The sequence below is a fragment of the Pseudoalteromonas sp. 120-MNA-CIBAN-0494 genome (genome assembly GCF_040308885.1).
Taxonomy (GTDB): Bacteria; Pseudomonadota; Gammaproteobacteria; order Enterobacterales; family Alteromonadaceae; genus Pseudoalteromonas; species Pseudoalteromonas nigrifaciens.
This window is the reverse complement of sequence record NZ_JBEOOE010000013.1, coordinates 56,349-78,759: the sequence shown is the minus strand read 5'-3', so window position 1 is coordinate 78,759 and position 22,411 is coordinate 56,349. Positions and strand designations below refer to the sequence as shown.

The 22,411-nt window shown below is 38.7% G+C and carries 17 protein-coding genes; 5 read left to right on the top strand and 12 right to left on the bottom strand.

What is annotated here, in order from left to right; genetic code table 11:
* Position 1: 1 nt before the first annotated feature.
* The 9 genes from pglZ to AAEY55_RS10165 all read right to left on the bottom strand — a co-directional run bounded on the left by pglZ (position 2) and on the right by AAEY55_RS10165 (position 15,671).
* On the bottom strand, positions 2-2,056 hold the full coding sequence (gene pglZ / locus AAEY55_RS10205; RefSeq protein WP_350551141.1) for a BREX-1 system phosphatase PglZ type B: 2,055 nt from the start codon (positions 2,054-2,056) through the stop codon (positions 2-4).
* Complete coding sequence (locus tag AAEY55_RS10200) at positions 2,056-5,400, bottom strand: Eco57I restriction-modification methylase domain-containing protein (RefSeq protein WP_350551138.1); 3,345 nt, start codon at positions 5,398-5,400, stop codon at positions 2,056-2,058. Before AAEY55_RS10200 ends, pglZ begins: the two co-directional genes overlap by 1 nt.
* Before the next feature lies 1 nt (position 5,401).
* The gene (locus AAEY55_RS10195) at positions 5,402-8,788 is read right to left on the bottom strand and encodes an Eco57I restriction-modification methylase domain-containing protein (protein WP_350551135.1); all 3,387 of its coding nucleotides are present in this window, start codon (positions 8,786-8,788) and stop codon (positions 5,402-5,404) included.
* 23 nt (positions 8,789-8,811) lie between these two features.
* Entirely contained in the window at positions 8,812-12,291 is a 3,480-nt protein-coding gene (gene brxC, locus AAEY55_RS10190) for a BREX system P-loop protein BrxC (protein WP_350551132.1), read from the bottom strand.
* A 12-nt stretch (positions 12,292-12,303) separates the two neighbouring features.
* A complete protein-coding gene (locus AAEY55_RS10185) occupies positions 12,304-12,849 on the bottom strand; it encodes a BREX protein BrxB domain-containing protein (protein ID WP_350551129.1) in 546 nt (181 codons plus the stop codon).
* A complete protein-coding gene (locus AAEY55_RS10180) occupies positions 12,850-13,632 on the bottom strand; it encodes a hypothetical protein (RefSeq protein WP_350551126.1) in 783 nt (260 codons plus the stop codon).
* Between the two features lie 2 nt (positions 13,633-13,634).
* Complete coding sequence (locus AAEY55_RS10175; RefSeq protein ID WP_350551123.1) at positions 13,635-14,510, bottom strand: WYL domain-containing protein; 876 nt, start codon at positions 14,508-14,510, stop codon at positions 13,635-13,637.
* Positions 14,511-14,762: 252 nt separating this feature from the next.
* On the bottom strand, positions 14,763-15,413 hold the full coding sequence (locus AAEY55_RS10170; RefSeq protein ID WP_350551120.1) for a hypothetical protein: 651 nt from the start codon (positions 15,411-15,413) through the stop codon (positions 14,763-14,765).
* Between the two features lie 72 nt (positions 15,414-15,485).
* A complete protein-coding gene (locus AAEY55_RS10165; protein WP_350551117.1) occupies positions 15,486-15,671 on the bottom strand; it encodes an AlpA family transcriptional regulator in 186 nt (61 codons plus the stop codon).
* Between the two features lie 125 nt (positions 15,672-15,796).
* Here AAEY55_RS10165 and radC point away from each other — a divergent pair, with 125 nt between their 5' ends.
* The 4 genes from radC to AAEY55_RS10145 are packed head-to-tail and all read left to right on the top strand — an operon-like array spanning position 15,797 to position 17,544.
* Positions 15,797-16,270 (top strand): DNA repair protein RadC, encoded by a 474-nt coding sequence (radC, locus tag AAEY55_RS10160; RefSeq protein ID WP_193038377.1) that lies wholly within the window; start codon positions 15,797-15,799, stop codon positions 16,268-16,270.
* 12 nt (positions 16,271-16,282) lie between these two features.
* Positions 16,283-16,702 (top strand): DUF2787 domain-containing protein, encoded by a 420-nt coding sequence (locus AAEY55_RS10155; RefSeq protein ID WP_089368473.1) that lies wholly within the window; start codon positions 16,283-16,285, stop codon positions 16,700-16,702.
* Between the two features lie 10 nt (positions 16,703-16,712).
* Positions 16,713-17,273 (top strand): tyrosine-type recombinase/integrase, encoded by a 561-nt coding sequence (locus AAEY55_RS10150; RefSeq protein ID WP_138488856.1) that lies wholly within the window; start codon positions 16,713-16,715, stop codon positions 17,271-17,273.
* Between the two features lie 31 nt (positions 17,274-17,304).
* Complete coding sequence (locus AAEY55_RS10145) at positions 17,305-17,544, top strand: hypothetical protein (protein ID WP_350551112.1); 240 nt, start codon at positions 17,305-17,307, stop codon at positions 17,542-17,544.
* A gap of 190 nt (positions 17,545-17,734) precedes the next feature.
* On the opposite strand, the gene AAEY55_RS10140 is transcribed toward AAEY55_RS10145, so the two are convergent.
* Together AAEY55_RS10140 and AAEY55_RS10135 are read right to left on the bottom strand one after the other, a co-directional pair.
* Positions 17,735-18,391, bottom strand: a complete 657-nt coding sequence (locus tag AAEY55_RS10140) for an inovirus Gp2 family protein (RefSeq protein ID WP_350551109.1) — start codon at positions 18,389-18,391, stop codon at positions 17,735-17,737.
* 195 nt (positions 18,392-18,586) lie between these two features.
* Positions 18,587-19,954, bottom strand: a complete 1,368-nt coding sequence (locus tag AAEY55_RS10135; protein WP_350551106.1) for a hypothetical protein — start codon at positions 19,952-19,954, stop codon at positions 18,587-18,589.
* A 375-nt stretch (positions 19,955-20,329) separates the two neighbouring features.
* On the opposite strand from AAEY55_RS10135, the gene AAEY55_RS10130 reads away from it, so the two are divergent.
* Positions 20,330-20,863, top strand: a complete 534-nt coding sequence (locus AAEY55_RS10130; protein WP_089368468.1) for a hypothetical protein — start codon at positions 20,330-20,332, stop codon at positions 20,861-20,863.
* Between the two features lie 269 nt (positions 20,864-21,132).
* Here the strand turns inward: AAEY55_RS10130 and AAEY55_RS10125 are convergent, their stop codons facing one another.
* Positions 21,133-22,107, bottom strand: a complete 975-nt coding sequence (locus tag AAEY55_RS10125) for a c-type cytochrome (protein WP_350551102.1) — start codon at positions 22,105-22,107, stop codon at positions 21,133-21,135.
* Positions 22,108-22,411: the final 304 nt, after the last annotated feature.

The following is a 22,411-nucleotide window of genomic DNA, read 5'->3' as shown; positions in this document are numbered from 1 at the left end:
CTTAAGGTGTTGTTATATTAATTACGGGGGTTAAGCACTCTTGTATACTTAAACCACCATGATTGTAATAATCCCCACCCACATAACCTGCAATACCAGGAGCCATAGCTACGGAGACATTTTCGTTCCAATGCCATGGTACTTTTAATTCGTCAGTGCTTACATTGTCCTTTAAAATAGCACAGCGGGCTAAGCGTTTTTTAACCTGATTTTTTGGAATGTTTGCCTCAGCTAATTTACCAGGCACCCATAACCAACCGTGGTCGGTAACTATACGGATATTTTTCCAGCCAGCAGCGATTAAGCCTTCAATGCGGGTGACTACATCATTTAAGATGCTATCAATATAGCGCGGCATTTTTAGCTGTTGCTTATGCCCCATATTGTCTAAATCGCCAGTTTGTAGCCATGCATTAATAGATGGGTTGCCAGTATCTAACTCTTTCAAAAACTGCCAATCTTTTTTTCCTAATGCACTACTTAAGTGGTAAGAGCTAAACTCAGAGCCAGACTCGGTTATCTGAGGAATAAAATTATCATTTTCTTGTGCGCCACTTAAAATATCGGCAACAGGTGTTACGGCAGCCTTAGCGGTTGCTGTTAATGAGGGCAGGGCACACCAATTACTTGTTAAATTAACATTTATGTTTAATTTACTAAGCTTATTCTCAAGCATTTTTGCAGTATCAAAACGTAGTCCATCTACAAAAAATACAGCTTGGCCGTTGGTGTTATACGTCGCGGTCGACTCATTAATTTCACCGGCACTACTTGGCTTACCGGGGTAGCCTTCGTTCTTTACTAAGCGTTGAAAGTTCAATGTAACAGCTTCAAGCCAAGGGGTATAAATTACTGCCAGAATATCAGCTACTACTTGCTCCTGGTTTAAATCAGTAGCAGCAGCCATTGCGTTAATAGCAGCAGCATCAGCTTGCCAAAAACGCTCTTTGTAGGTTTGTGCCATTGCCTCAGCACTTGGGCCTGTAAAATTAATTTGAGTATGCTGCGCAACACTTACTAGCTGTTCTAATATATTAAGCCAAGGCGACATATCGAGCTTTTGCCACAACCAGTTTTTACGCTGTTCGTGTAATTTAAACAAATTCGTTAATTGCTGTCTTAACTCGGTTGGCGTTAGATTAATAATGTTAGCTAATTTATTTGCTAATTCAGCTTCATCTTTTATATTTTCAGATAAAAAATGGCTAGCCTCAAACGCTAAACCATCAGGAGTTATAGCTTTGAGCTTTTCAACTAAACATGGCAGGTTGTGTGCGGTGTCTTTAAATCGCTCCCACACAGCTTGCCATTCGCCTTCAGCCCCACATAAGTTGTAGGTAATAGCGCTCATATCGCTTATAGCATCAGGGTCAAAGTTAAATTGGCTTATACAGGCTTGTTTAAACACAGGCCATTTACTTTCACACCAGGCTTGTTTTTTTGCTTCAGGGTTATTTAACCAAGCTAGAATATCTTTAGCCGGGTCATCCATTACAATGCTTATAAAGTCTTGGGCTTCTAGCTTTTTACCTTTTAATTGCTCTGCTGGTGTTTCAAGTAAATCGGGTAAAATATTGAGTATGGCTTCTTGCGTTTTTTTATCTTTTGCAACATCAAGCTCTAAACCCACGCGCGGGTTTGTTAAAAATGAGCCAACACTCCAATCTCTACCTGCAGAATTGTAAGCCCACCAGCAGCCTCTGTATTGCAATTCGGCTAATGGCCTCAGTTCGTCGGGGCATTGCTCTATTGCACGTAAGTCTTTACGGCCAACACCTGGTAAATAAATTATCGGGGTTTTACCTTTTGGTAATTCACAATCTTCTAATACTCCAGCTATCGCGCATTTAATCCATATAGCAGGGCCTATGCGTTCCTCTGGGTTATAAGTACCTAGCTCAATGAGTTCAGGTATATGTTGTTTTATAAACGGCATAGCAGGCTGCCACTGGCATTCAATGTCAGTCCACAAAATAGCAGCCGGGGCAACTTGCACCGCTGAATTATATTTAGCAGAGCTTCTTAGCTGTTCAATTAAGTAATCTATTAATTGCATTAAACTTTATCTCTCGCTGATTTTTTTTCGGCCAGTGTTAAGTGATGATCATTTATTCGGTCGCCTTGTTTGCCGCCATATTCCAAGCCTAAATCATACCAAGGGGCTGACGCTACATCGGTTCCACGGTCTTTCTTCCAGTGAATATTGGGTTTTGAACGTAAAATGCCAGCGTCTTTTTTACCTATATCTTTCGCTTTCATAAATGGGCGGATGTTTAAGCGTACACCATCATTTAAGTCTGGATTCCAACCTATCGGTTGTTCCGCTAATGACTTCCAACGTACAAAAATATCTAAACCTTTTTCACCTACCAAAATGTCTTCAAGTTGTTTTCTTAAATTTCGAGCAGCGGCTAAACGAATTTCAGCGCCTTCGTCACCATCTTTTTCTAATTGAATCTGTATACTAATCCAATCGTCAAGATAAGTATAAATTAAGCGTTCTAAGCCTTTATAATCGAGTTGGTGGTAATTCACTAAAGCAGAGAAGCCATCTGGCAAGCCATCCCAAATATGCCAGATAAACGGGCGATGTTGGAACAGTTTACAATGTTGCTCAAAGAACTTATCACGCAGCCAAATGTTTAAGTCGCGAGACTTAACAGACTTCAATAAATTGTTTAATACGGTTGCAGACCATTTATCGCCATAGGCTGCATGTAAAATTGCTTCTAATCTATCTACAGCAGGCTTTTCACCGCGAATGGCAGGAATACAAACAATGCCGTCATCATCAACTAAATCATCAAACACTTTGTTTTGAGTGATGATTTCACGCATTTCAGGCGCTAATTCCATGTCCGTGTCCAGCTCTGCTGGCCATCGGTAACCTAGTAAGCGTGCAACCGCGACTTGTAGAACGGTATCATCTTCTCGTAACTTACTTATAGAGGTTGTTTTAGTTTCTTCGCCCCAGACAACTGAAGCACAGGGGTGGCCGTGGAAAATCCATTGTGTTAGATCATTTGAATACGGTTTTGGTAGTCCAAATGGGTATTTTTCAAGTGCAACACCTTTCCATTTTTTTTTCTCAAACGGTATTTTTCCTAGATAGCCATTATCTATACTCAAAGACTGATTTAAACTTTTAGCAGTTACTTTGAACTCTTCAGAAGATATATAGCACCATATAGCTGCCAAATCAGGCTCGTTTTCTGGAATTACAACTGGGCAGGTATTGGCATAATATTGGCCACCATAAAGACATGAATTCAAGCTACTAACTCTAGCTATACCTACCCCTTTTTTACCCCAAGCATCTTTTCCCCTTAAAGCACCTAAGGTGATGGCACCAGAAGTAACCTTATTGGAAACAATAAATTCTTTGCCTCCAAAATGGTTGGTTTCATTTGATGTAGATTGAAACATTTCATATTTTTCAAAGTTATTAACTTCAGAAAAATTCAATATAAACCTAGGGTTATCACCTGAAGAAAGTCCTTGAAAACAACCAGAGTATGAGTTCAAGGTTTCATTAAAATCAATGTTTCCAATTGAAATGATATGATCTGGGTTATTATAGTAAGACAGTTGATTTGCTTCAGACAGAATACCTTCAGCTAATAGGTTAGCTTTTTGCAAAATACCTTTCCCATCATTTGCATCTATAACGCTAACTTTCTTATAACTAGTTGGTTTCGATTTTTGTAACGTTAATAGGATAACATTTACGACTTCACCAGATATTGTCTCAAATGCTCCCGTTCCTAATCTTGCTAAGCTTAACCAAGTCGAATTCCTAAGAAGTTCTTCACGTTGATTTATATACCCCTTTAAATAAAGCCAATTTTGCGGCATCACTACCTGTGTGTAGCCATATGAAGAGGTTAAATCTAGACACCTCTCTAAAAAAACATTAGCTAATTCATTTTTTGATTTCGGGTAATTTTTGTCAATGTAAGAGATTAACTCTGAATTTAAAGTATTACGTGTTCTATAGGGGACGTTAGTAGCTACAAAGTCAAATCTCTTTAAAAGAATATTAAAAGCTTTATTTATTCCTTCTGCAAAAGCTCGATATTCTGATTCATCTTCTTTATCTACTTTAAGGGCTAAATCATTAAAATCAATCAGAGGTTCAACTTCTTCCGGCTTTGATAATGAACCTAGCAGACTAGATGAATCAATTAAGTTAATTAAAGATCGGCTGATGTTTTCGTTTTTAATCGTTAATTTCTTGAGAAGCTGGGAAGTTTGGCTAACACACGCAACGTTTAAAGTAGGAAGTTTTCTATATCCACCAGTATTTGGAAATCTCCAAGCCTCAAGTGCCAAGGCGAAAGCAGCCAATTCAACACAACGCTGGTCTAATTCTAAACCATGAATATTTTGTTCTAGAACCTTATCAATTGCTTCTTTAGCGGTTAGTCCTTCTAGCTCCATACGTATTGGCACTAACATTAAGAATTTAGCCACTAAAAAGTGACCCGACCCACAGCATGGATCGAGGGTTTTAAACTCACTTAAATCATCTGGCCACTTCTCAAAATCACCTGCGGCGCAACTCCATGTTTTTGTCGTTTCATCTTGAACAAAACGCAAATATTCAAGTGGAACGCCGGGAATAGAGGCTAGCTCTCTTAACTCTTGTTCGCTAGTAGCAGTCGCTAAGTCGTCTTGTGTTAAGCGGCGTTTCGCCCACCAAGCACCCAGTGCATTGTCGAGTAAAAAGCTCACCATATAAGGTTCGGTGAATAGCTGGGTTACGGGGCTTAACTCTTTAGCTCCAATTTTGACGCCAGATTCATTTACCTGCTTTTTCTTCTTGTTTTGCCAGAACTGATAACACCAGCCTAATGCATCGGACGCTTGAAAAGTCTCTTTATCAAGCGTAGCTACAAGCTCTTCCAGGTCATTAATATGATTAATAGAAAGCTTTACTTCAAATACTGGCGAGTCTGCCCGGAATATTTGCGGCAACATTTTTTGTGCTAATTGACCGGCTAATTCCCAACCGTCTTTTATACCAGGCTCTTCTTCAGCCAGTTCAAAACATTCAGCTAAGGTAACATGGGTATTTAGGTCGTACATTAACAAGTCACTTTGTTCTAAAAAGCGAGCGAATAACATACGATGCCAATGCTCGTATGCCATTTCATCAACGAGTAGTTCTTTTTCTTGTTTGCCTGACTCTTTGTTTAATACATCTCCTAATTGACGGCCGTGGGCACGTAAACGGTTTCTTAGTTTACGTTCTGCTTCACTTAAATAAGTGGGCGCGCTGCCATTACTAATACCTAAACGAATAAGTGCTTCTGTTACTGCAACCTCAACAATGTCACGGGCTTTTTCAACGGCTTTTTCAAGCTTGCTGCGTAATGTTTTTTCTAATGGTTTTCTCATATTAACTTCCATCCCTTACTGCTTTTTTCTCACCGAGTGTTAAGTGATGGTCATTGATACGGTCACCTTGTTTACCGCTATATGCTAAGCCTAGGTTATACCAAGGGGCTGATTCTACATCGGTGCCACGGTCTTTCTTCCAGTGAATATTAGGTTTTGAACGCAGAATGCCTGCGTCTTTTTTACCGACATCTTTCGCTTTCATAAATGGGCGGATGTTTAGGCGAACACCATCATTTAAGTCTGGGTTCCAACCGATAGGTTGCTCTGCTAGAGGCTTCCAGCGAACAAAGATATCTAGGCCTTGTTCACCAACCAAAATGTCCTCAAGTTGTTTTCTTAGGTTTCTAGCTGCGGCTAAACGAATTTCAGCGCCTTCATCACCATCTTTTTCTAGCTGAATTTGGGTACTAATCCAATCATCAAGGTAAGTATAAATTAAGCGCTCTAAGCCTTTGTAATCGAGTTGATGATAATTAACTAGAGCAGAGAACCCATCCGGTAAGCCATCCCATATATGCCAGATAAATGGACGGTGCTGGAACAATTTACAATGTTGCTCAAAGAACTTATCTCGTAGCCAAATGTTTAAGTCGCGAGACTTAACGGACTTCAATAAATTGTTTAATACCGTCGCAGACCACTTATCACCATAGGCGGCATGCAATATAGCTTCTAGTCTATCTACGGCAGGCTTTTCACCACGAATAGCTGGAATACAAACAATGCCGTCATCATCAACTAAACCATCAAACACCTTGTTTTGCGCTATCACTTCACGCATTTCAGGTGCTAATTCCATTTCCGTGTCCAGCTCTGCTGGCCAGCGATAACCTAATAAGCGAGCAACGGCAACTTGTAGAACGGTATCCTCTTCTCGTAAGCTGCCAATAAAAGTGGTTTTAAGGTCTTCATTCCAAATTATAGATGCGCATGGATGTCCGTGATATAACCATTGCGTAATATCATTGCTATGAGGCTCAGGAATCCTATTCGGAAAATTTAAGCTTGATTTGGAATCCCAGATTTCTTTTTCAAACTTTATTTTTCCAACATAACCATTGTCTACGCTGAGTTTTTGATTTACTTTTCGAAGTTCATCAGGGAATTGAGATGAACTACAGAACTCCCAAATGGATTCTAAACTTGATAGTGACCGAGGAATTATTACAGGCGTCGTATTTGGAAACTTGTATCCCATGTATATTGAAGTAGGGAGGTACCCCATCTGGCCTACTATCACCCCTTTACTGCCAAATGCTTTCTCACCTCGAATGGCTGAGGTAGATGACTTTAGGACTTCAGCCCATTTTATTTTTTGATTTTTACCAGAATAAAATGAAGTTTCTTTTGGTACGCTTTCAAGATAATCAAAGCCATTATTCTCGTTTGTTTCCCATTGATATTGAACATATCTAGCATTGTCACCACTTGAAGTTCCCTGTAAACAGTCTTGATAATCAGAGAAAAAACTGTGATTGCCTGAATTATCAAAAATAAACATGAAATCCGGATTCTGATTTTGGCTTTGTTGACTAAAACTTCTAATATTAATACTTTTTAACTGCTGTTTCTTTATAACGACGTTGTTAAAATCTATTAGGTCGTATTCAATAAATAAATCATCATCTAAATTGGGTTTTGATTTTTCTAGAACAAATAATCCAATGTTAGTTATATTTCCAGGTCCCAAATCAAAAGCTTCAGCTCCTCCACCTAATTTAACAACACATTCAAAACGACAGTTGTTCAACAAAATTTCTCTAAATTTATTGTAACTAGTTAAAAATAACCAATTGCTAGGCATTACAGTTGAAACTATGCCATTTGAACATGCTAGCTCAAGACACCGTTCTTTAAATACGGTTGCTAAATCACTTTTACTTGCTGGATAGTACTTATCGCAAAACTTCTGCAAGATCTCATTTTGCTTCCCTCTTGCGAGATAAGGTACGTTTGTTATTACCCAATGGAATTGTTGTGCTAACAATTCTGAAGCTATAACCAGACCTTTAGCTGTTGCTTTTGATTCATCAGATGCACTTTTCTTTTTATCTAGTTCTTGTTCGATTACCTTCCAAGGTTTTATGTGAGCTACCTTGAGAGCTTTTTTAGGAGCTATAAGGCTTCCCAATGTTGGAGCGTTTTTATATGTGCTTTCCATCCATGTAATGGCATGCCTAAGTTCTTCATTTTCATTAGCTAAATCCTTCCACTCTTTTTGAGATTCAGTTATAGAAACACCTGAACAGGCAAGTTGCAACTCAGGCAATTGACGGTAACCACCTGCACTAGGATAACGCCAGGCTTCAAGTGCTAAAGCAAAAGCAGCAAGCTCTATACAGCGTTGGTCTAGCTCTAATCCGTGAATATTCTGAGCAAGTACCTTATCAATTGCTTCTTTTGCTGTTAGTCCTTCAAGCTCGATACGTATTGGCACTAGCATTAAGAACTTAGCGACTAAAAAGTGACCCGACCCACAGCATGGATCAAGCGTTTTAAACTCATTTAAATCCTCTGGCCATTTATCAAAATCACCTGCGGCGCTGCTCCAAGTTTTTGTAGTTTCATCCTGTACAAAACGCAGATATTCAAGTGGTACGCCGGGAATAGAAGCGAGTTCTCGCAGCTCTTGCTCGCTGGTTGCTGTATTTAAATCGTCTTGTGTTAAGCGACGTTTCGCCCACCAAGCGCCCAGGGCGTTGTCGAGTAAAAAGCTCACCATGTATGGTTCTGTAAATAATTGCGTAACCGGGCTTAACTCTTTAGCGCCAATTTTTACGCCAGATTCATTGACCTGTTTTTTCTTTTTGTTTTGCCAGAATTGATAACACCAGCCTAGTGCATCAGATGCCTGAAAAGTTTCTTTATCAAGCGTAGCTATAAGTTCTTCCAGGTCATTAACATGGTTAATTGAAAGTTTAACGTCAAACACCGGGGAGTCTGCTCGGAATATTTGCGGTAACATTTTTTGTGCTAATTGGCCGGCTAATTCCCAACCGTCTTTTACATCGGGCTCTTCTTCCGCTAGCTCAAAACACTCATTTAAAGAAACGTGAGTGTTTTCGTCATACATTAACAAGTCACTTTGCTCTAAAAAGCGCGAAAATAACATGCGATGCCAATGCTCATATGCCATTTCGTTAACCAGTAATTCTGTTTCTTGTTTGCCTGTATCACGATTTAACACATCACCTAATTGACGGCCGTGGGCACGTAAGCGAGTTCTGAGTTTACGTTCTGATTCACTTAAGTAACTGGGCGCGCTGCCATCGCTAATACCTAAGCGAGTAAGGGCTTCGGTTACTGCAACTTCAACAATGTCACGGGCTTTTTCTACGGTTTTTTCAAGCTTGCCGCGTAATGCTTTATCTAATGGTGTTCTCATTTTTTATTCCTTTAGCAAGCTAACTAGCTAGGTACCACAGGGCCATTGGCTAGCTCTGAACGAAGTTGTGCTTCAACGTTTGTTAGCCAAGCTTTAAGATCGTCTTCTGATTCGATCATAGGCTTATTTAAACGGATATGTTTCACTTTTGGTGCTAGTTCGCTAATGGCGTCTTTTAGGGCTGCATCAAAACGACCTGGTAAAGCGGATATACGGTCATTCCACTGCTCAAAACTTGTTGTTTCAAGGGCATCATAAATAGCCGCTGCTGACGATAAATCAACACTTGGTATACTCGTTAAGCTTCGGTTTGCTAGTAATTCGTGCTTTTTAGCATCATCAAGCTTTAGCCAATTACTATCATCATTTAAATCTCGGTGGCAGGCATTGAATTCATCTTCGTATTCAGACAGCTTAGCTGTTATGGCGTCGCGCAGGGCTGACTCTGCTTGTTGTAAAAGTGGTGTTATAGGGCTTGGCTCAGCAAGTAAGCTGCGGTTTTCTACTATTGAGTCTACTTGTTGTGTTAGGGTTGAATGAATTGCAAAGCCTTTACAGCAACCTATGGCTGTAGTGAGCTCATGCCATTGGTTCATCCTTGTTTTAACTAAATCAGCTTGCTCTTGCCACTGCGTGAACTGACTTTGAATGTCGTCTTTAGCATCAAAAGCTTGTTGTAGTTTATCGTTACCTGAATATATTTCTAGATTGGTAAGAATACTTGTACTTGGTGCTAATGGTAACGGGGCTTCACCACCAGCACAGCGTGCGACTTGTTTGGCGTTAGCTATCGCCTGTGGTAATTTACTTTGCTCTTCGCCGGTGCTGCAATTTTGCCCTTCAGGTAATAAGGCGTTGATTAAGCCACGCACTTTAATAATTTGTACTTTAGAAAGCGTAACACTTTCAGGGCGAAATTTAGTTTGCGTAACCGATGACCTATCAAGATTTTTTGCATCGACCGCTTTTTCTTGGCCGTCAGAGGCTTTTAATACACCTGCAGCTAACATTGCAAATAATGCACCTTCAATGGTGTCTTTACCCCAACCGTAAGGTGCATCTTTAAAATTATCGATAATTTCACGGCCCGTTTTCATTACCCCAATAAAGCGTTTTATTTCTGCACAAACAGGGTGTTTGTCAGCATCATCGTTATGTTCAATAGCTTCAAGTGCATTTGCATCTGCTTGGGTACTTGCGCGGTTAAACACTTTAGCCCAGCCTTTGTTGTCAGCCATTTTAAACTTACTATATAAGCGCTGGCACGCGAGCTCACCCGCATTTTGAATTTGCTCTGCTAAAGATTCGCCTTCAACCTCTTGGCCACCAGCAAGTTTTACTTGGATTTGGTCAAAAATGTCTTTTAATATCGCCTTTTTAGTTCTGTCAGCCTCTTTAAAACGATATTCCATTGCTGCGTAAGCTTCTTTACCTGCATCGGTTTTAGCGGTACCGCGAACGTCAATGGTGGTTTCTGCCGCTTTTAATTCAACAATGGCTTTACGTAGTTCGTCACGCTGAGTTGTTGGAATATATATATAAATAGTGGCTGTATCAGGGTTTGCGCCTCGGGCGAGATCGTTAAATTGTTTTTCAGGTACTTCTGGTGCCCATGCGTATAGTTTTTTATCGGCATCGCTTGGTAGTTCAGTACCAAACTCTAAGTTAATAGTGCGAGGCTCTGCAACATTACCTTGAGTGATTCTCGCTTGTGCTACTTGTTTACGCACATATTGTTGAATTTCTTGTGAACGGAATACTTCTAGGCGTTGTGGGTTACTTTTTAACTCGCTTTCTTGCTGACGATACATATCGTACCATTGTTGGCTTTCGACTGTTTGCAAGCGGTATTCTTCCCCCGCATTTGTTTGCATTGGCATGACTAAACCATCATCAACTAGCTCAATTAATAGTTTAGGTACTTTAGCTCGCAGTTCGTGTTTGCCTTCAAGCAGATTTTCAAGTAGTAAATCAGATAGGGTATCAGCCGTTGCGGCTATGCCGTATTCTATATCGTTAGGTAGCTTGCTTATAAGTAGTATAAGGGCAAGAATACGTGCTTGTAATTTTTGATCACTATCGCCCCCTTTTAAGCGGCTGATGGTTTCGTAAATGTCTTTACCGATTACACCACTATTAAGTAATTTAGTGGCAATTTGATCGTATATGTAGTCGGCAGGTACAACATAACCAAGAGGGTATTCTGCGGTTACTTTTGTTGCCTCGTGAACTACGCGTAATTGATTACGTAACTGTGAGCCTGTGCCTGTTTTGTCAAGTGCTGGAAGTACTCGCTCCCAAAAACGACGACGTACCGGAAGTAACGGATAATCTGCCACCATCCATTTTTCGTCATCTTTATTGTGTTCAATAATACTGCCACGTAAATGGCGTGAAATTTCACCTAATTCGTTATCAATAACGCTTTGGATTTTAGGGCGAGCTGTTTCTTTCTTTTGCAGTATAACTTTACGGATAACCGAATCAACATCGGTGTCTTCAAGCTGTACAGGTACTTGAAAACGCCCCATAAGGCGATTTAAGTTTGCCATGCCTGATAGCGCACTTTGGCCTGTTGCTACAAAGAGTAACTTTGATTTTAGACGACCATTACCGCTACAGGTTTCAACCACTTCTTGTACATCAAAGGCTTTTTTAACATCATCACCAATGTATTGTTGCACTTCATCTAGCACGACTAATGTTAATGGTAGCTCACCATTAACGGCTAATGTATCCATTATTGCGGTTACCATCTCATCATTGGTTACGTCGTCAACAATTTTGTACTGTGCACGTAACATGTCGCGCACTTCTTTTACGTCGCTGGCAAAGCCTGGTAGGGCTTGAAGCAGGGCATTACCCATAATAGGAGACACGTGCAGGTTTTTTAACTCGTGCGCCCAAGGGTCGCGACCTTCTTTTGCTTTTGCGTTTTCAGTAATATAGGTTTGAACTTGCTCTAAAACGCCTTCCTCTTTTAACCACATAACAAACCGAGCTAAATGGTATTGCTCTGGTAGTCCAGCGGATTTAAAAATAATTCCTAAAAATGCTAAACGAACTTGTTCACCCGCACCTGCGCCTAGTGTACCTGAGGCCGCATGTAACCCTTGATGGTGGGAGGCTAGTGTTGATAGCTCATCAAACTGAGCCGCAATATTACTTGGTAGGTCGACTAAGCTACGCGCATAGTTACCGTCGTTTAGTTTTTGATTAGTCCATAAAGTACGCAGCATTTTTGCTAAATGTGATTTACCAGAGCCAAAGAAGCCGCTGATCCAAACGCCAGGTTGCTCGCCATCACTTTTTATATTTTGTATGTAGGCATCTAGTATTTTTTCCATACCTGCAGCATAAGCGCCGTCGCAAACAAAGGTTCTTAACTCGTATTCTAAGGTGTCTAGTGCTGCTCTTGATAAGTCATCTTTTACTTGAGCAACACCATTGTTGGCAAGGCGGCTAGTAAGTGGATCGTGTAAATATATTTCGCGATTTAGCATTTTTTATTTTCCTTATGACATTGCAGTTATGGCAGTTGCGTGATATCCCCAACCATCCTTGGCATCTAATAATTTGTAATTGTTGTTTTGGTGCTCACCAGGGAAAAAGACAACTAATCGGCCTGTGACTTCCTTAGCTATTTCTTCTACTAGCCCTGATACGGATGCAAAACCAAATAATGCACCGCAGCCGAGCAGGGCAATAACACCATTTTCATCTTGTTCTTCTATAAATTGTGACTTTAGTTTTTCTATGAGCTCATCTGAGAAATCTTCATAAAGGCCCTTTAGGTATTCAGGGTCTTCAAAGTAGGTTTCTTTATAGTCTTGCTCTTGCATCCAATTTTCAAAGCTATGAGTTAAATCTAGCTGTAGCCAAGGGTGACCACTTTGCGTAGCACTGGCTTCAAACTCGTCAATTCGGGCTCTTAGTTTTAATTCGTCTTCTTTGTTGTAAACAACGAAGATTGTGCGTTCATCATGAGAAACTGCGTTAGGCCAGGGAATGCTTATATGACTTTCAAAGCTTTGCAGCAATTTTGATAATCGGTCTGACATTTAACTTTGCTCCTTTGATTGAGCCGTTTTTGGTAGCTCTATATTGGGAAAGGTAACTTCTATCACTTCACTAATCTGTTTAAAATTAATTAAACCTCTTAATGAAGCTCTATGCGCCAGCTCATATAAATGCTCTTTATCTTGCGATAACATCTTGCACCAAAAGCTGTCAAAAAGTCGTTGACCAGATAAACCATGGCAATGGGCTAAAAATAATGCATATGCGATATTTACATAAGTCGCTTTAGGCTGCGAACGGTATTTTTTTGTTTTACCTTCCAGGTAATTTGCCTGAGTCCATGTACCGTTAATGTTTTGTGCAAATGATTTAAGTGAGGCGGCACTAAAGCGTTCTGGATCATCTTTTGCCAAATGTTGTTCTACTGTTTCACGAGGTAAATGTTCACCCAATTGAAGTGGTAAAATTACACTAGCAGAATTTCTCAAAATAGGATCACGAGCCACGGCAAGCTGCAAAGCTAAAATAGGTTGGGCATCTTCTGATAGTTCCCACCACTGGCGGAAAACATTAAATAAAGGAATATCCATTGATATACCGTATAAATCGACAAGGTGCCTAAAGGTTAATGCACGTGATTTTTCGGTTGGCTTATGCAATATATTAAAATTGATGATGTCGTCTTCGTAATCTTTTTTTGTTGCACTTTTGTCGCGAGAAAAAAGTAGTGATTTAAGTTCTTCAATCATCATGCTTCTAGCTGAGTGTGCGCCATTTTTGCCAAATTTGAAGCCTATTTGGCTAAGTGTGTTTTCTTCAACCATGTTCATTCCTGATAGCCTGGTGCTATCTCAATATCTTTAAGATTAAGTTGTGATTTATTGCTTAAGTGCAGCTGGTAAGTATTACAGTTTAATGTGCCTTGTTCCGTGCAGTCTACATTCCATTGTCTTAGTAAATATCCTAATAGAGCAGCTCTTACTTCTAATTTTAATTGCCCGTTTTCCATTGCGTAATCAAGCTCTATTGCTTTTGGATATTTTAGCTGTGGATGCGGGGTTAAAATTATATCGTAAATGGTATGCCATAGGGTGTCTTTATCAGCTGATTCTTCACAATTTATAGAGTGTTGCAGTATTTTTGGGCATTCAATACGGGTAGTAACAAAATCTCTAAACTGTTGCTTGGTTCTATCAAAAGCGCGTACATGCCAGCGAGTACCATTATTTACAATAGAATGGGGGATTAACACCTTTGAAGTAGTGCCTGAAGTTAATGATGTATATAGGCACTCTATTGCTGTTCTAGAAGTAATAGCTCGCATTATAGTAGCGATTGTTTCGCTATTTGGATGTATTAAGCGCGTTGCATCTTGGCAGTAGCTACTTGGCTGAATATTGCTTGATAAGCCATCACCAAAACCACGGCATAAAGCGCTGAGAATGCTCTCAGCGTTATGTTCGAATAAAGGTATAAAGCTTTCTAGCCTGTGGTAGCTTTTAGTTGTATGACTTAATACTAGGTTTTGAGGTGCAAGTTTTTTATAGGATGCTAAATCACGGGTACACGCGGCAAGGCCAGTTTTAAATCGCTGAATTAAATCAGCTCTAGCAACTTGGCCAAAGTACTGCAGATTAAAGTCAATGAACGCTAGGCGTTCCTTCTGCGCATGTGTGAGTGCATCCAATGCGGTATTAGTCATAGATATACTAAGTCATTATTTTGTAGTAACTATATCAGGCAAAGTTAAAGATGCAATCAAAATGAGTGAGTCTTACTTTGTATCTCTTCATGCTCTTACTGATGTACTTCCCTGCAGTTCTGTCATCACTCCTGGTATATGAGTAGGGTATTTACAGAAGTTCCTCTTTTGTGTGAGTGCAACCTTTATTTGCCTCTTTAGCTATTTCTAATAGCTGCTTTAGTTTTTTCTGATAACTTAGCCATGTTTAATCTATTTATTGATCAAAGGGTAATGAGCATCGCCCCAGAGCTCATTAGGGTTATCCATCATTATATCGATAATAAACGGTACTAGCTGGGATAAAAATTGTACAGCGTCTTTTAGCTGCTCTCTGTTGGCACTACTGTTCCAAGTCGCACCACCATGAATAAGTTGATTGCGAAGGGTATATAATCGCTGCAACACAATTGAGGTTAGTTTTGCAGTTGCTTTATTAGCTAAAGCTACGTTAGCTACGCGTTTGGCATCGTTGAAACGTTGTTTGTATTCTAGTTCTTCGATTTGGCCGTTGTGAAACTGCCAAAATGGTTGAAATACAAATTTATTGTTTAAAAGAATGCGAATACTTTTAGGAAACTCATGCCATAACAAGTTATAGATTCGATTTTGTGAATCGAGTGCATCAAGCTTTTCTAAAAAGTGGCTAAACGACTGTGTTTCATTAAAGTTGAGACACTCTGTATCTTGCGCGTATGCTGCATTAAAAGAAACCCATAAAAATATAAACTGGCAATCTTGATCCAGATGACACTGCTCTGATTTATCTAACCAACTAAGTGCTCGATGCACTCTTAAAGCCAAGCCTTCAGGGAAGTTATCCCGTAGTTTTCTCTGTTTATCTTTTAATTGTTCATGAAGCATATTTTCAGCCTTGTAAATCCTTTTAATAAGGCTAACTTACTGCTAAATGATGATAAAATCTACATTTGTTAGTTAAATTGCATCTCTTTTCCCAATTTTTTCACTTATCCATTCTTCAACTTCACTTTCTACCCAGGCTACAGAGTTACCACCAAGATCGACCTTCATTGGAAATCCACCAGCGCTCATAAAGCGGTAAACAGTTGAGCGGCTTAAGCCTGTGATATGTAAAACTTCTTTTAATTTGATTAAACGCATGGGGTTTCTCCGGTTAGGTTAGTAGTACATATCCTTTCCGGGGGTAGTAATTTTTTACTGAGGCGAAACAAAAACGTTAAACATATACATCACTATTTTGCATAAACCATTAAGAGGGCATAACAATGCAAAATAACAAGTCACTATACGAATTTGATCACCCTGTAAGTGATGAACAAATACTTGAAGCAGCAGCTTACATAATCGCTCAAAAGCAATTTAGGCATGGGGCTTTAACATGTCCGAAAGACAGTGAAGAGTTTTTAAGGCATAAGCTGGCTTTGATTGAGCATGAGGTATTTGCAGTGCTGTTTTTAGATAGCCAAAATCGCATACTCGAATACAAAGAGTTATTTAGGGGCACTATTAACGCAGCGAGTGTTTATCCTCGAGAAGTCGTTAAAGAAGTATTAGAACGTAATGCTGCATCTGTAATACTGGCGCATAACCATCCTTCGGGTGTGAGCACGCCCTCACAAGCTGACAAGCTTATTACTACCAAATTACAGCAAGCACTTAACCTTATTGATGTTTCGATAGTTGATCACATCATCATTGGTGAAACCAGTTATTCATTTGCTGAACATGGCTTAATTTAAAGGGAGTAGGTTATGGCTATTAAAATAGAACAAGTAGCAGGTTTGAATGTACCTGAGTCATTTATTGATGTGATTATAAATGCCATCACTAAAAAAGATGAGTCGATAGGGAATACGAGTGAGTTAACTATTAATTTCCGTGATAAAAACTACAGTGCTAAAGCTGGTGGCTTTCATCCAGTCGAGGTCAGGCTAGAAAAGCGGGGTATTGGTTGGATGCTTGTATATATTACTGATTTTTCATACCAGGGCCGACCTGATTCTGAATTAGTAAAAGAGATTGATGTTTGCTTTGTGATTAAACGTGTATATCACATGCTGGTGGGCTGGTTGAGTGAACGAGAGGGCAAGGAGCTTTTAGCCTTGTTTGTGACTAACTTTGTTGAGTATTACAACACAGGTTGCTACCAAGTAACTATTACAACAGAGTAAGGAGTTGGCTATGGCTGAAGTACAAGCGATTAAGGACCTTGATACAGTTAAGTTAATTAGTTACTTGCTCGAAAAACGTTGCTCTAAGCAAATGAGCCATATTTGGAATATAGGATTGAACCTAGCATTGCGTATATCTGATTTGTTGTCTGTTAAATTTACTGATATACAAAACGATAGGTTAATTATATTTGAGAGTAAAACAGGCAAGCTAGCAGAGATTAAGCTTAATCAGAAAGCATTAGCGTTTATCCATGAAGTACGCGTAACTCACCCCAACCATGTTTACCTATTTCAATCGTATCGTAATCAACAATCTAAAAGTTCAATAACACGACCCTTGTCACGCAGGGCTGTTACCAGAGCATTTGCGCTGGTGGGTGAAGAGCTTAATTTAAAGTTAGGTACTCACTCAATGCGTAAAACCCGAGGTTACCACCTCTATCATAAAACCCAAGACATCGCCCGTGTAATGAAAATGCTTCGCCATAGCTCGGAAGCAACGACACTGCGTTACATTGGAATAACCCAGGAGGAAATCGATAAAGACTTTGAAGAGTTAGAGCTATAAATTTATTACATATAATAGGAGTAAGTTTGTTATGTCGTTAGAAAAAGCCGTTACATGCGGTGTAGTAGGAAATGAAGTATCTAAACAGATAACCGGTAGCAGTGAGCCGTCACTCAGTCGAACAGCCATTGCTGTAAGCTCTGGTGCTGTAGCAGGAGCTGCTGTATCTGGTGCGATAGTAGTTGGGTTAGGTGTGGCATCTGCACCTGTTACGGTGCCATTGGCTGTTGCTAGTGGCTTGTTGGCTGGAGTAGCGAGTTTATTTGATTAGAAGTAAACAAAGAACGCATTTATGCAGTGTGTTCTTTTTTTGCTTTTGTAGCGTAAATAGTGCTTCTCGTAATGCTATTTTGGGAACTTGCCAGCCCTTATATACTAAGGGCGTAGGCTTATTTAGCTAGTTGAAGGTCTCAATAGCGCGTTAGAACTAATTATGAGAAGCACAGGTCTTAATTAGAATGTCACCTCTGACTATAACCAAAACAACGCTGCCCTAAACCATATTGTTTCGTATTAAGCTTTGCTAAATAACTAGCTCGTCTATAAAGACTGCTGTAATCCGCTGTAAAATTTGTATTGTTAGCGTCAAGGTAGTAGTGCGCATTTTTTGGTAAATGCACAAGCCGTAGCGCTTCATTAAAAGGTAAACTTAAAGCACTAGCCCATGCAGCTGTAATTCTAGTAAATAAATTGTCATTAACGATGTCAATCTTACCTGTGCAGTGATACCTATCCTTATTGAAAAGTAGTACCCAATGATAATGCTGTTTATGTGCAGTGTTTTTCTCTCTTGCCCAAATAAAACGAACACTAGAAGGGTGTGGGTTTTTACCTTCGCGCTTTTTACGTATCGCATCAGCTTTAATCTGTGCTGTAAGTGATGCAATAAAACGAGTACAAACATCATTGCTATTTAAATCAACTGTATTTGAATAATCAGGTAACCTTAAGTCAATTCTTACTGCAAAGGTTCTTTTATGTTCTGTGATAGCGTTATCCATTACTTTTTGAATAGCATCTAAGTATGGCCTAATTAACGGCTGTTCTTCTCTTGCTAGTACGCCGTACTCATTATATGAAGAACATTTAATTATTTGGTACTGTGTTGGGTTTTTCATTCTCTTTCTCCTGATAAGTATTAGTTCATATCAGGTGTATGAGTTGTAGTTTTTTAATTTGTATTTGTTGTAATAATGACTCAGTTACTAGTAACTCTAATATATATTACCAAACCGAAATTTATACTAATAAAACCAGCTCAGTTTGTGGTGGTTAATTTCATGAGCACATTACAGAGGTGCTGTTTAGCGTATTCATAATTGCTCTGAAGTTATGACTGTCTTATAAAAATGCGCAAAGGAATCCGGGACGCATTGAAAAACGGGGTGTTGACCAGATTCTAAAGCCGATTTAGGGTCTCTAAAATCTACGTTCATATTGGTAATTTTGACTTTATCGGTAAAATCGATAGTAGAAGAAATAACTAAATTTTCTATTGAAAAAACACCTGGAAACTTAACTTTGGTAGGGGTTCTTATGAGCTCTATATCAATGTTTTTATTTGGACAAGTCAAGCTAGTTACCCATGAAAAGTACTCTTGTTTACTAGGGGGAATAGGAAGGTTCACATCATATCTATTTAGATAGAAGGTAAATAAAATATAATGAATGAGTATGTTCGCGAAACTTCCTATTAGCTCAGAGGTTAAACGCCCCTGAATAGCTGTCATGAACTCAAAGCTTGCAGGACTTAAAATCTGATTGAATGCATCTTCATCTGAAATAGGATTAAGTTCATACTCCTTCCTAGTAAGTAAGCGTGATAAGCCGTAAGAAACTAGCTTAAACAACACATCGTCGAAGTAATCAAAAACTTGAGTTGGCTGTTGCCTTAAAAATTGAATTTCATCATTTTGTTTGGTATCACTATCTAACCATGAATTGTCGAAATGAAGTAACTCTACAAAAATTGAATCGTTTTTGAGAGGTTTTTCCATTAGTAATGAAAAGAGTATGGTTGTGAATGAATTCAATTTTCTTTTCCTGTTTGAGGGTAATGTTATTAAATAAATTGCATATGTTTCTTTATTGTTTAGTTTAAATGTTGAACTACGTTTTAAATTATTAGCTTCACTACCTACTAAGCCTTTTCTTACTTTTGGCTTTACACTGTGATATTTTTTTATCGTACATCCTGTTACTGACTGGCTTATTAAGCTTTCATTTTTAAGTAGCTTTATAGCCGTTTTTAGCTGAGTAGATTCTAACCCACATGCTGTAGCTATATTTGCCATTGTAAAGCCTTCTATATAGCCAAATTCATTTTGGTTTAACACGAAGAAGCACCATAGTATTTTTATAGGCACTCTTAAATCTTTACCCTCTATTTTTGCAAGTATTTCGCTAGATATTAATTTACTAATTTCATTGGGTGTATCGTAGATAAAATTATAATAGATCTTAGGCCTTCCCCGATTAGACTGTTTAACTTTATGCTCTGAAATGGCATCGATATTTAGTAGTTCATCTACAACTTTATTGAATTTATTGTATGGACATTCTCGTTTAATGAAGTCAGTTTTAGATAATTCATCTCCAATAGTTTTATCCACAATTAAACAAATTAAAACCCATTTTGAATATGCTGATAGGCTAGCTGTTGAAGTGAAAAACTTATTCATTTAATTACCGTGCGCTATAATTTTTGTAGATATAGTAGCCAGTTTATCTATTTAATAACAGTAAAACAGGGTGTTTTTTTGTCATTAAAATATGGGGATATAATTTAATCTCAATTAGAGGTTGTTTAGAGTTTTAGTTTATTTAAAAAATCTAATTGAGTAGCTAACTGAGATTTTAACTTAGCGTCTAAGGGAGTTAACTGGAATTTTGATGTGAGCATTGATAAATATCTAACTTGGATTTTAGCTGGTGTCTAATTGCACCTCTTAATAAGAAGGGGTTTAGTTTCTGACTGCAAAGTAGTTGCTTATAGATTAGTGTTGGATTATTGTTTTTGATAACAGCAACAAACATTAAAGCACAGGGAAGAACTAATGACAGATTGGATTGATAGCAAGAATATTTTGAAGTGGGTCAAGGAAGATAATGAAGATTTGCGCAACTGGCTAGCATATCGATTTTCAAACTATGCTGAATATTTTAAATCTGAAAATGCTTCATTAAATGGCTTCATTAGATATGAAGTTAAAGGGTGCAGTTCTAATAAGGATACTCAAAAAGTCGAGGTGCAAAGGCTGCATAAAGCTTGGAAAAGCTATGAAAGAGGCTTAAAGAATGCATCTAATAAAGTGTGTAAACTTCAGTTAGAAGTGTCTAAGTCAGCACGAGATAAACTTAAGGTTTTAAGTAATGCAGATAAAATATCTCAATCTAAATACATTGAAAAGCTAATAAATTACGCTAGAACAAATCCTAAACTGATCTCTAACGATACAACGGTGAAGGATGCATATGTTTTAAAAAAGAGATCGTATAGCGACGATAACTCGGAGAACAAGGTAATAAACGATAAGTTATCAATGATTGATGATAAAATAACTAGGCTATTGGATACATGGGGCGAGTAGATTGAACCCCACGTTTCTTTCTGATATTTAGGAGTTTTTTTTATAGTATTCCTATTGGTATTACAGGTACTTGTGGTTTTCCATTTTTATCATTTTAAATCAGCTGCTTACGGTGTTTAGGTGAATCCCTCTCCCCCACCATTATTCAATATCAGGACGTCGCATGACGTCCTTTTTTGTGCCTGCAATAAAATTATATATGTTATTAAAAGCCAGTGGGTTAATCCAACTGACTTTTTAGTTTTATTATTTAACCGTAGTTAATACAATTAACGGCGTACGTCTTTTGGTGCGCCGCCTTCAGGCCAGTCGTTTGCTTTAGCGGCAAATGCTGGGCGTGCTAGGTGGCTAAAGTAAAATGCAATATCAACGGCTTCTTGGTCAGTTAAAATACCTTCTTGGCCAAGTGGCATGTTGCCTTTTATAAATGCAGCGGCGGTATAAGTACGTGCCATACCTGCACCGTCGTTAAATGAGTTATCGCCTGCTACTGCCGGGAACATGTAAGTGCCGTTAGGGTATAAGCCTTTGGCGTCCATTTGATGGCAGCTTGCACAGTGCTGCGCATACAGTGTTTTGCCATTTTCTGCGTTTGGCTCTAGGTCTTTGTTAATTGCTATAAAACCATTATTACTTTTTAAGTCATCTTTCGTTTTTATATCTTGCGATAAAAAGTTCATGTAGCTGACCATAGCTTGCATTTGTGTAGAGTCGGTTATTAATGGTTGGCCGTTCATTGAGCGTTGAAAACAGCCATTAATACGATCTTCAATAGTGTTTATTTTAGCATTACGGCTACGAAACTTAGGATAAACCACGTTCATACCTACATAAGGGGCTGCGTTAGCTACGCGGCCTTCGTTTAGGTGGCAAGAACTACAGTTTAGTTTGTTATTAACGTTTTCGGGTAATTGGCGGTAGGTATCGATAACTAATAAACGCCCGTAACGAATTAAATCAGATTCAGGGCTATTATCTAAATCGTTAATATTTGGCGTTGGTAAGGTGTTTGGGTGGCTTGCTGATAGGTTAGTAATTACTGGCGCATTGCTTAGCGCTTTTTGTATATCTGATTGTGGTTCGGCCGTTGCTTTTGTAGTAATGCTAGTTGCATTTTGGCTGGTTGCTTTTTCAACAGCAGTGGTTTTAGCGGTTGTTTGTTTAGCTGGTTCAGGTACTGGCTCAGAGCAAGCAAATAGCGCTAAGATAGCGCTTAAAATAGTAATGTGACGGAGTTTAAACATAATTTGACCCTAGGGTATAAAAGTATGTGGATTATACGCCTGAAAAACCATTTTCCTATTGCTTTAAATCGGTTTGCCGACGTTATTTGGCTAAAAGTTAGCGATTAAAAAAAACCATAATTTATTGTATTTAAAAATATAGTTAATAATTATTTAAAATGTATATTTTATTTTAATATTTAGGGCGTGTTGGTCATTAATAGTTACAATATTATGCTATTTAGCGGGCGATTTAATTGGACGGAAATTTATAGCTTAGTAATATAAAGCGAGGATTTAATAAGGGCCGCAATTGCAAAGGGGC

Bases quoted from the DNA above. Each gene is read 5' to 3' on its own strand.
- pglZ (WP_350551141.1), bottom strand. From the start codon at position 2,056: ATGCAATTAATAGATTACTTAATTGAACAGCTAAGAAGCTCTGCTAAA.
- AAEY55_RS10200 (WP_350551138.1), bottom strand. From the start codon at position 5,400: ATGAGAAAACCATTAGAAAAAACATTACGCAGCAAGCTTGAAAAAGCC.
- AAEY55_RS10195 (WP_350551135.1), bottom strand. From the start codon at position 8,788: ATGAGAACACCATTAGATAAAGCATTACGCGGCAAGCTTGAAAAAACC.
- brxC (WP_350551132.1), bottom strand. From the start codon at position 12,291: ATGCTAAATCGCGAAATATATTTACACGATCCACTTACTAGCCGCCTT.
- AAEY55_RS10185 (WP_350551129.1), bottom strand. From the start codon at position 12,849: ATGTCAGACCGATTATCAAAATTGCTGCAAAGCTTTGAAAGTCATATA.
- AAEY55_RS10180 (WP_350551126.1), bottom strand. From the start codon at position 13,632: ATGGTTGAAGAAAACACACTTAGCCAAATAGGCTTCAAATTTGGCAAA.
- AAEY55_RS10175 (WP_350551123.1), bottom strand. From the start codon at position 14,510: ATGACTAATACCGCATTGGATGCACTCACACATGCGCAGAAGGAACGC.
- AAEY55_RS10170 (WP_350551120.1), bottom strand. From the start codon at position 15,413: ATGCTTCATGAACAATTAAAAGATAAACAGAGAAAACTACGGGATAAC.
- AAEY55_RS10165 (WP_350551117.1), bottom strand. From the start codon at position 15,671: ATGCGTTTAATCAAATTAAAAGAAGTTTTACATATCACAGGCTTAAGC.
- radC (WP_193038377.1), top strand. From the start codon at position 15,797: ATGCAAAATAACAAGTCACTATACGAATTTGATCACCCTGTAAGTGAT.
- AAEY55_RS10155 (WP_089368473.1), top strand. From the start codon at position 16,283: ATGGCTATTAAAATAGAACAAGTAGCAGGTTTGAATGTACCTGAGTCA.
- AAEY55_RS10150 (WP_138488856.1), top strand. From the start codon at position 16,713: ATGGCTGAAGTACAAGCGATTAAGGACCTTGATACAGTTAAGTTAATT.
- AAEY55_RS10145 (WP_350551112.1), top strand. From the start codon at position 17,305: ATGTCGTTAGAAAAAGCCGTTACATGCGGTGTAGTAGGAAATGAAGTA.
- AAEY55_RS10140 (WP_350551109.1), bottom strand. From the start codon at position 18,391: ATGAAAAACCCAACACAGTACCAAATAATTAAATGTTCTTCATATAAT.
- AAEY55_RS10135 (WP_350551106.1), bottom strand. From the start codon at position 19,954: ATGAATAAGTTTTTCACTTCAACAGCTAGCCTATCAGCATATTCAAAA.
- AAEY55_RS10130 (WP_089368468.1), top strand. From the start codon at position 20,330: ATGACAGATTGGATTGATAGCAAGAATATTTTGAAGTGGGTCAAGGAA.
- AAEY55_RS10125 (WP_350551102.1), bottom strand. From the start codon at position 22,107: ATGTTTAAACTCCGTCACATTACTATTTTAAGCGCTATCTTAGCGCTA.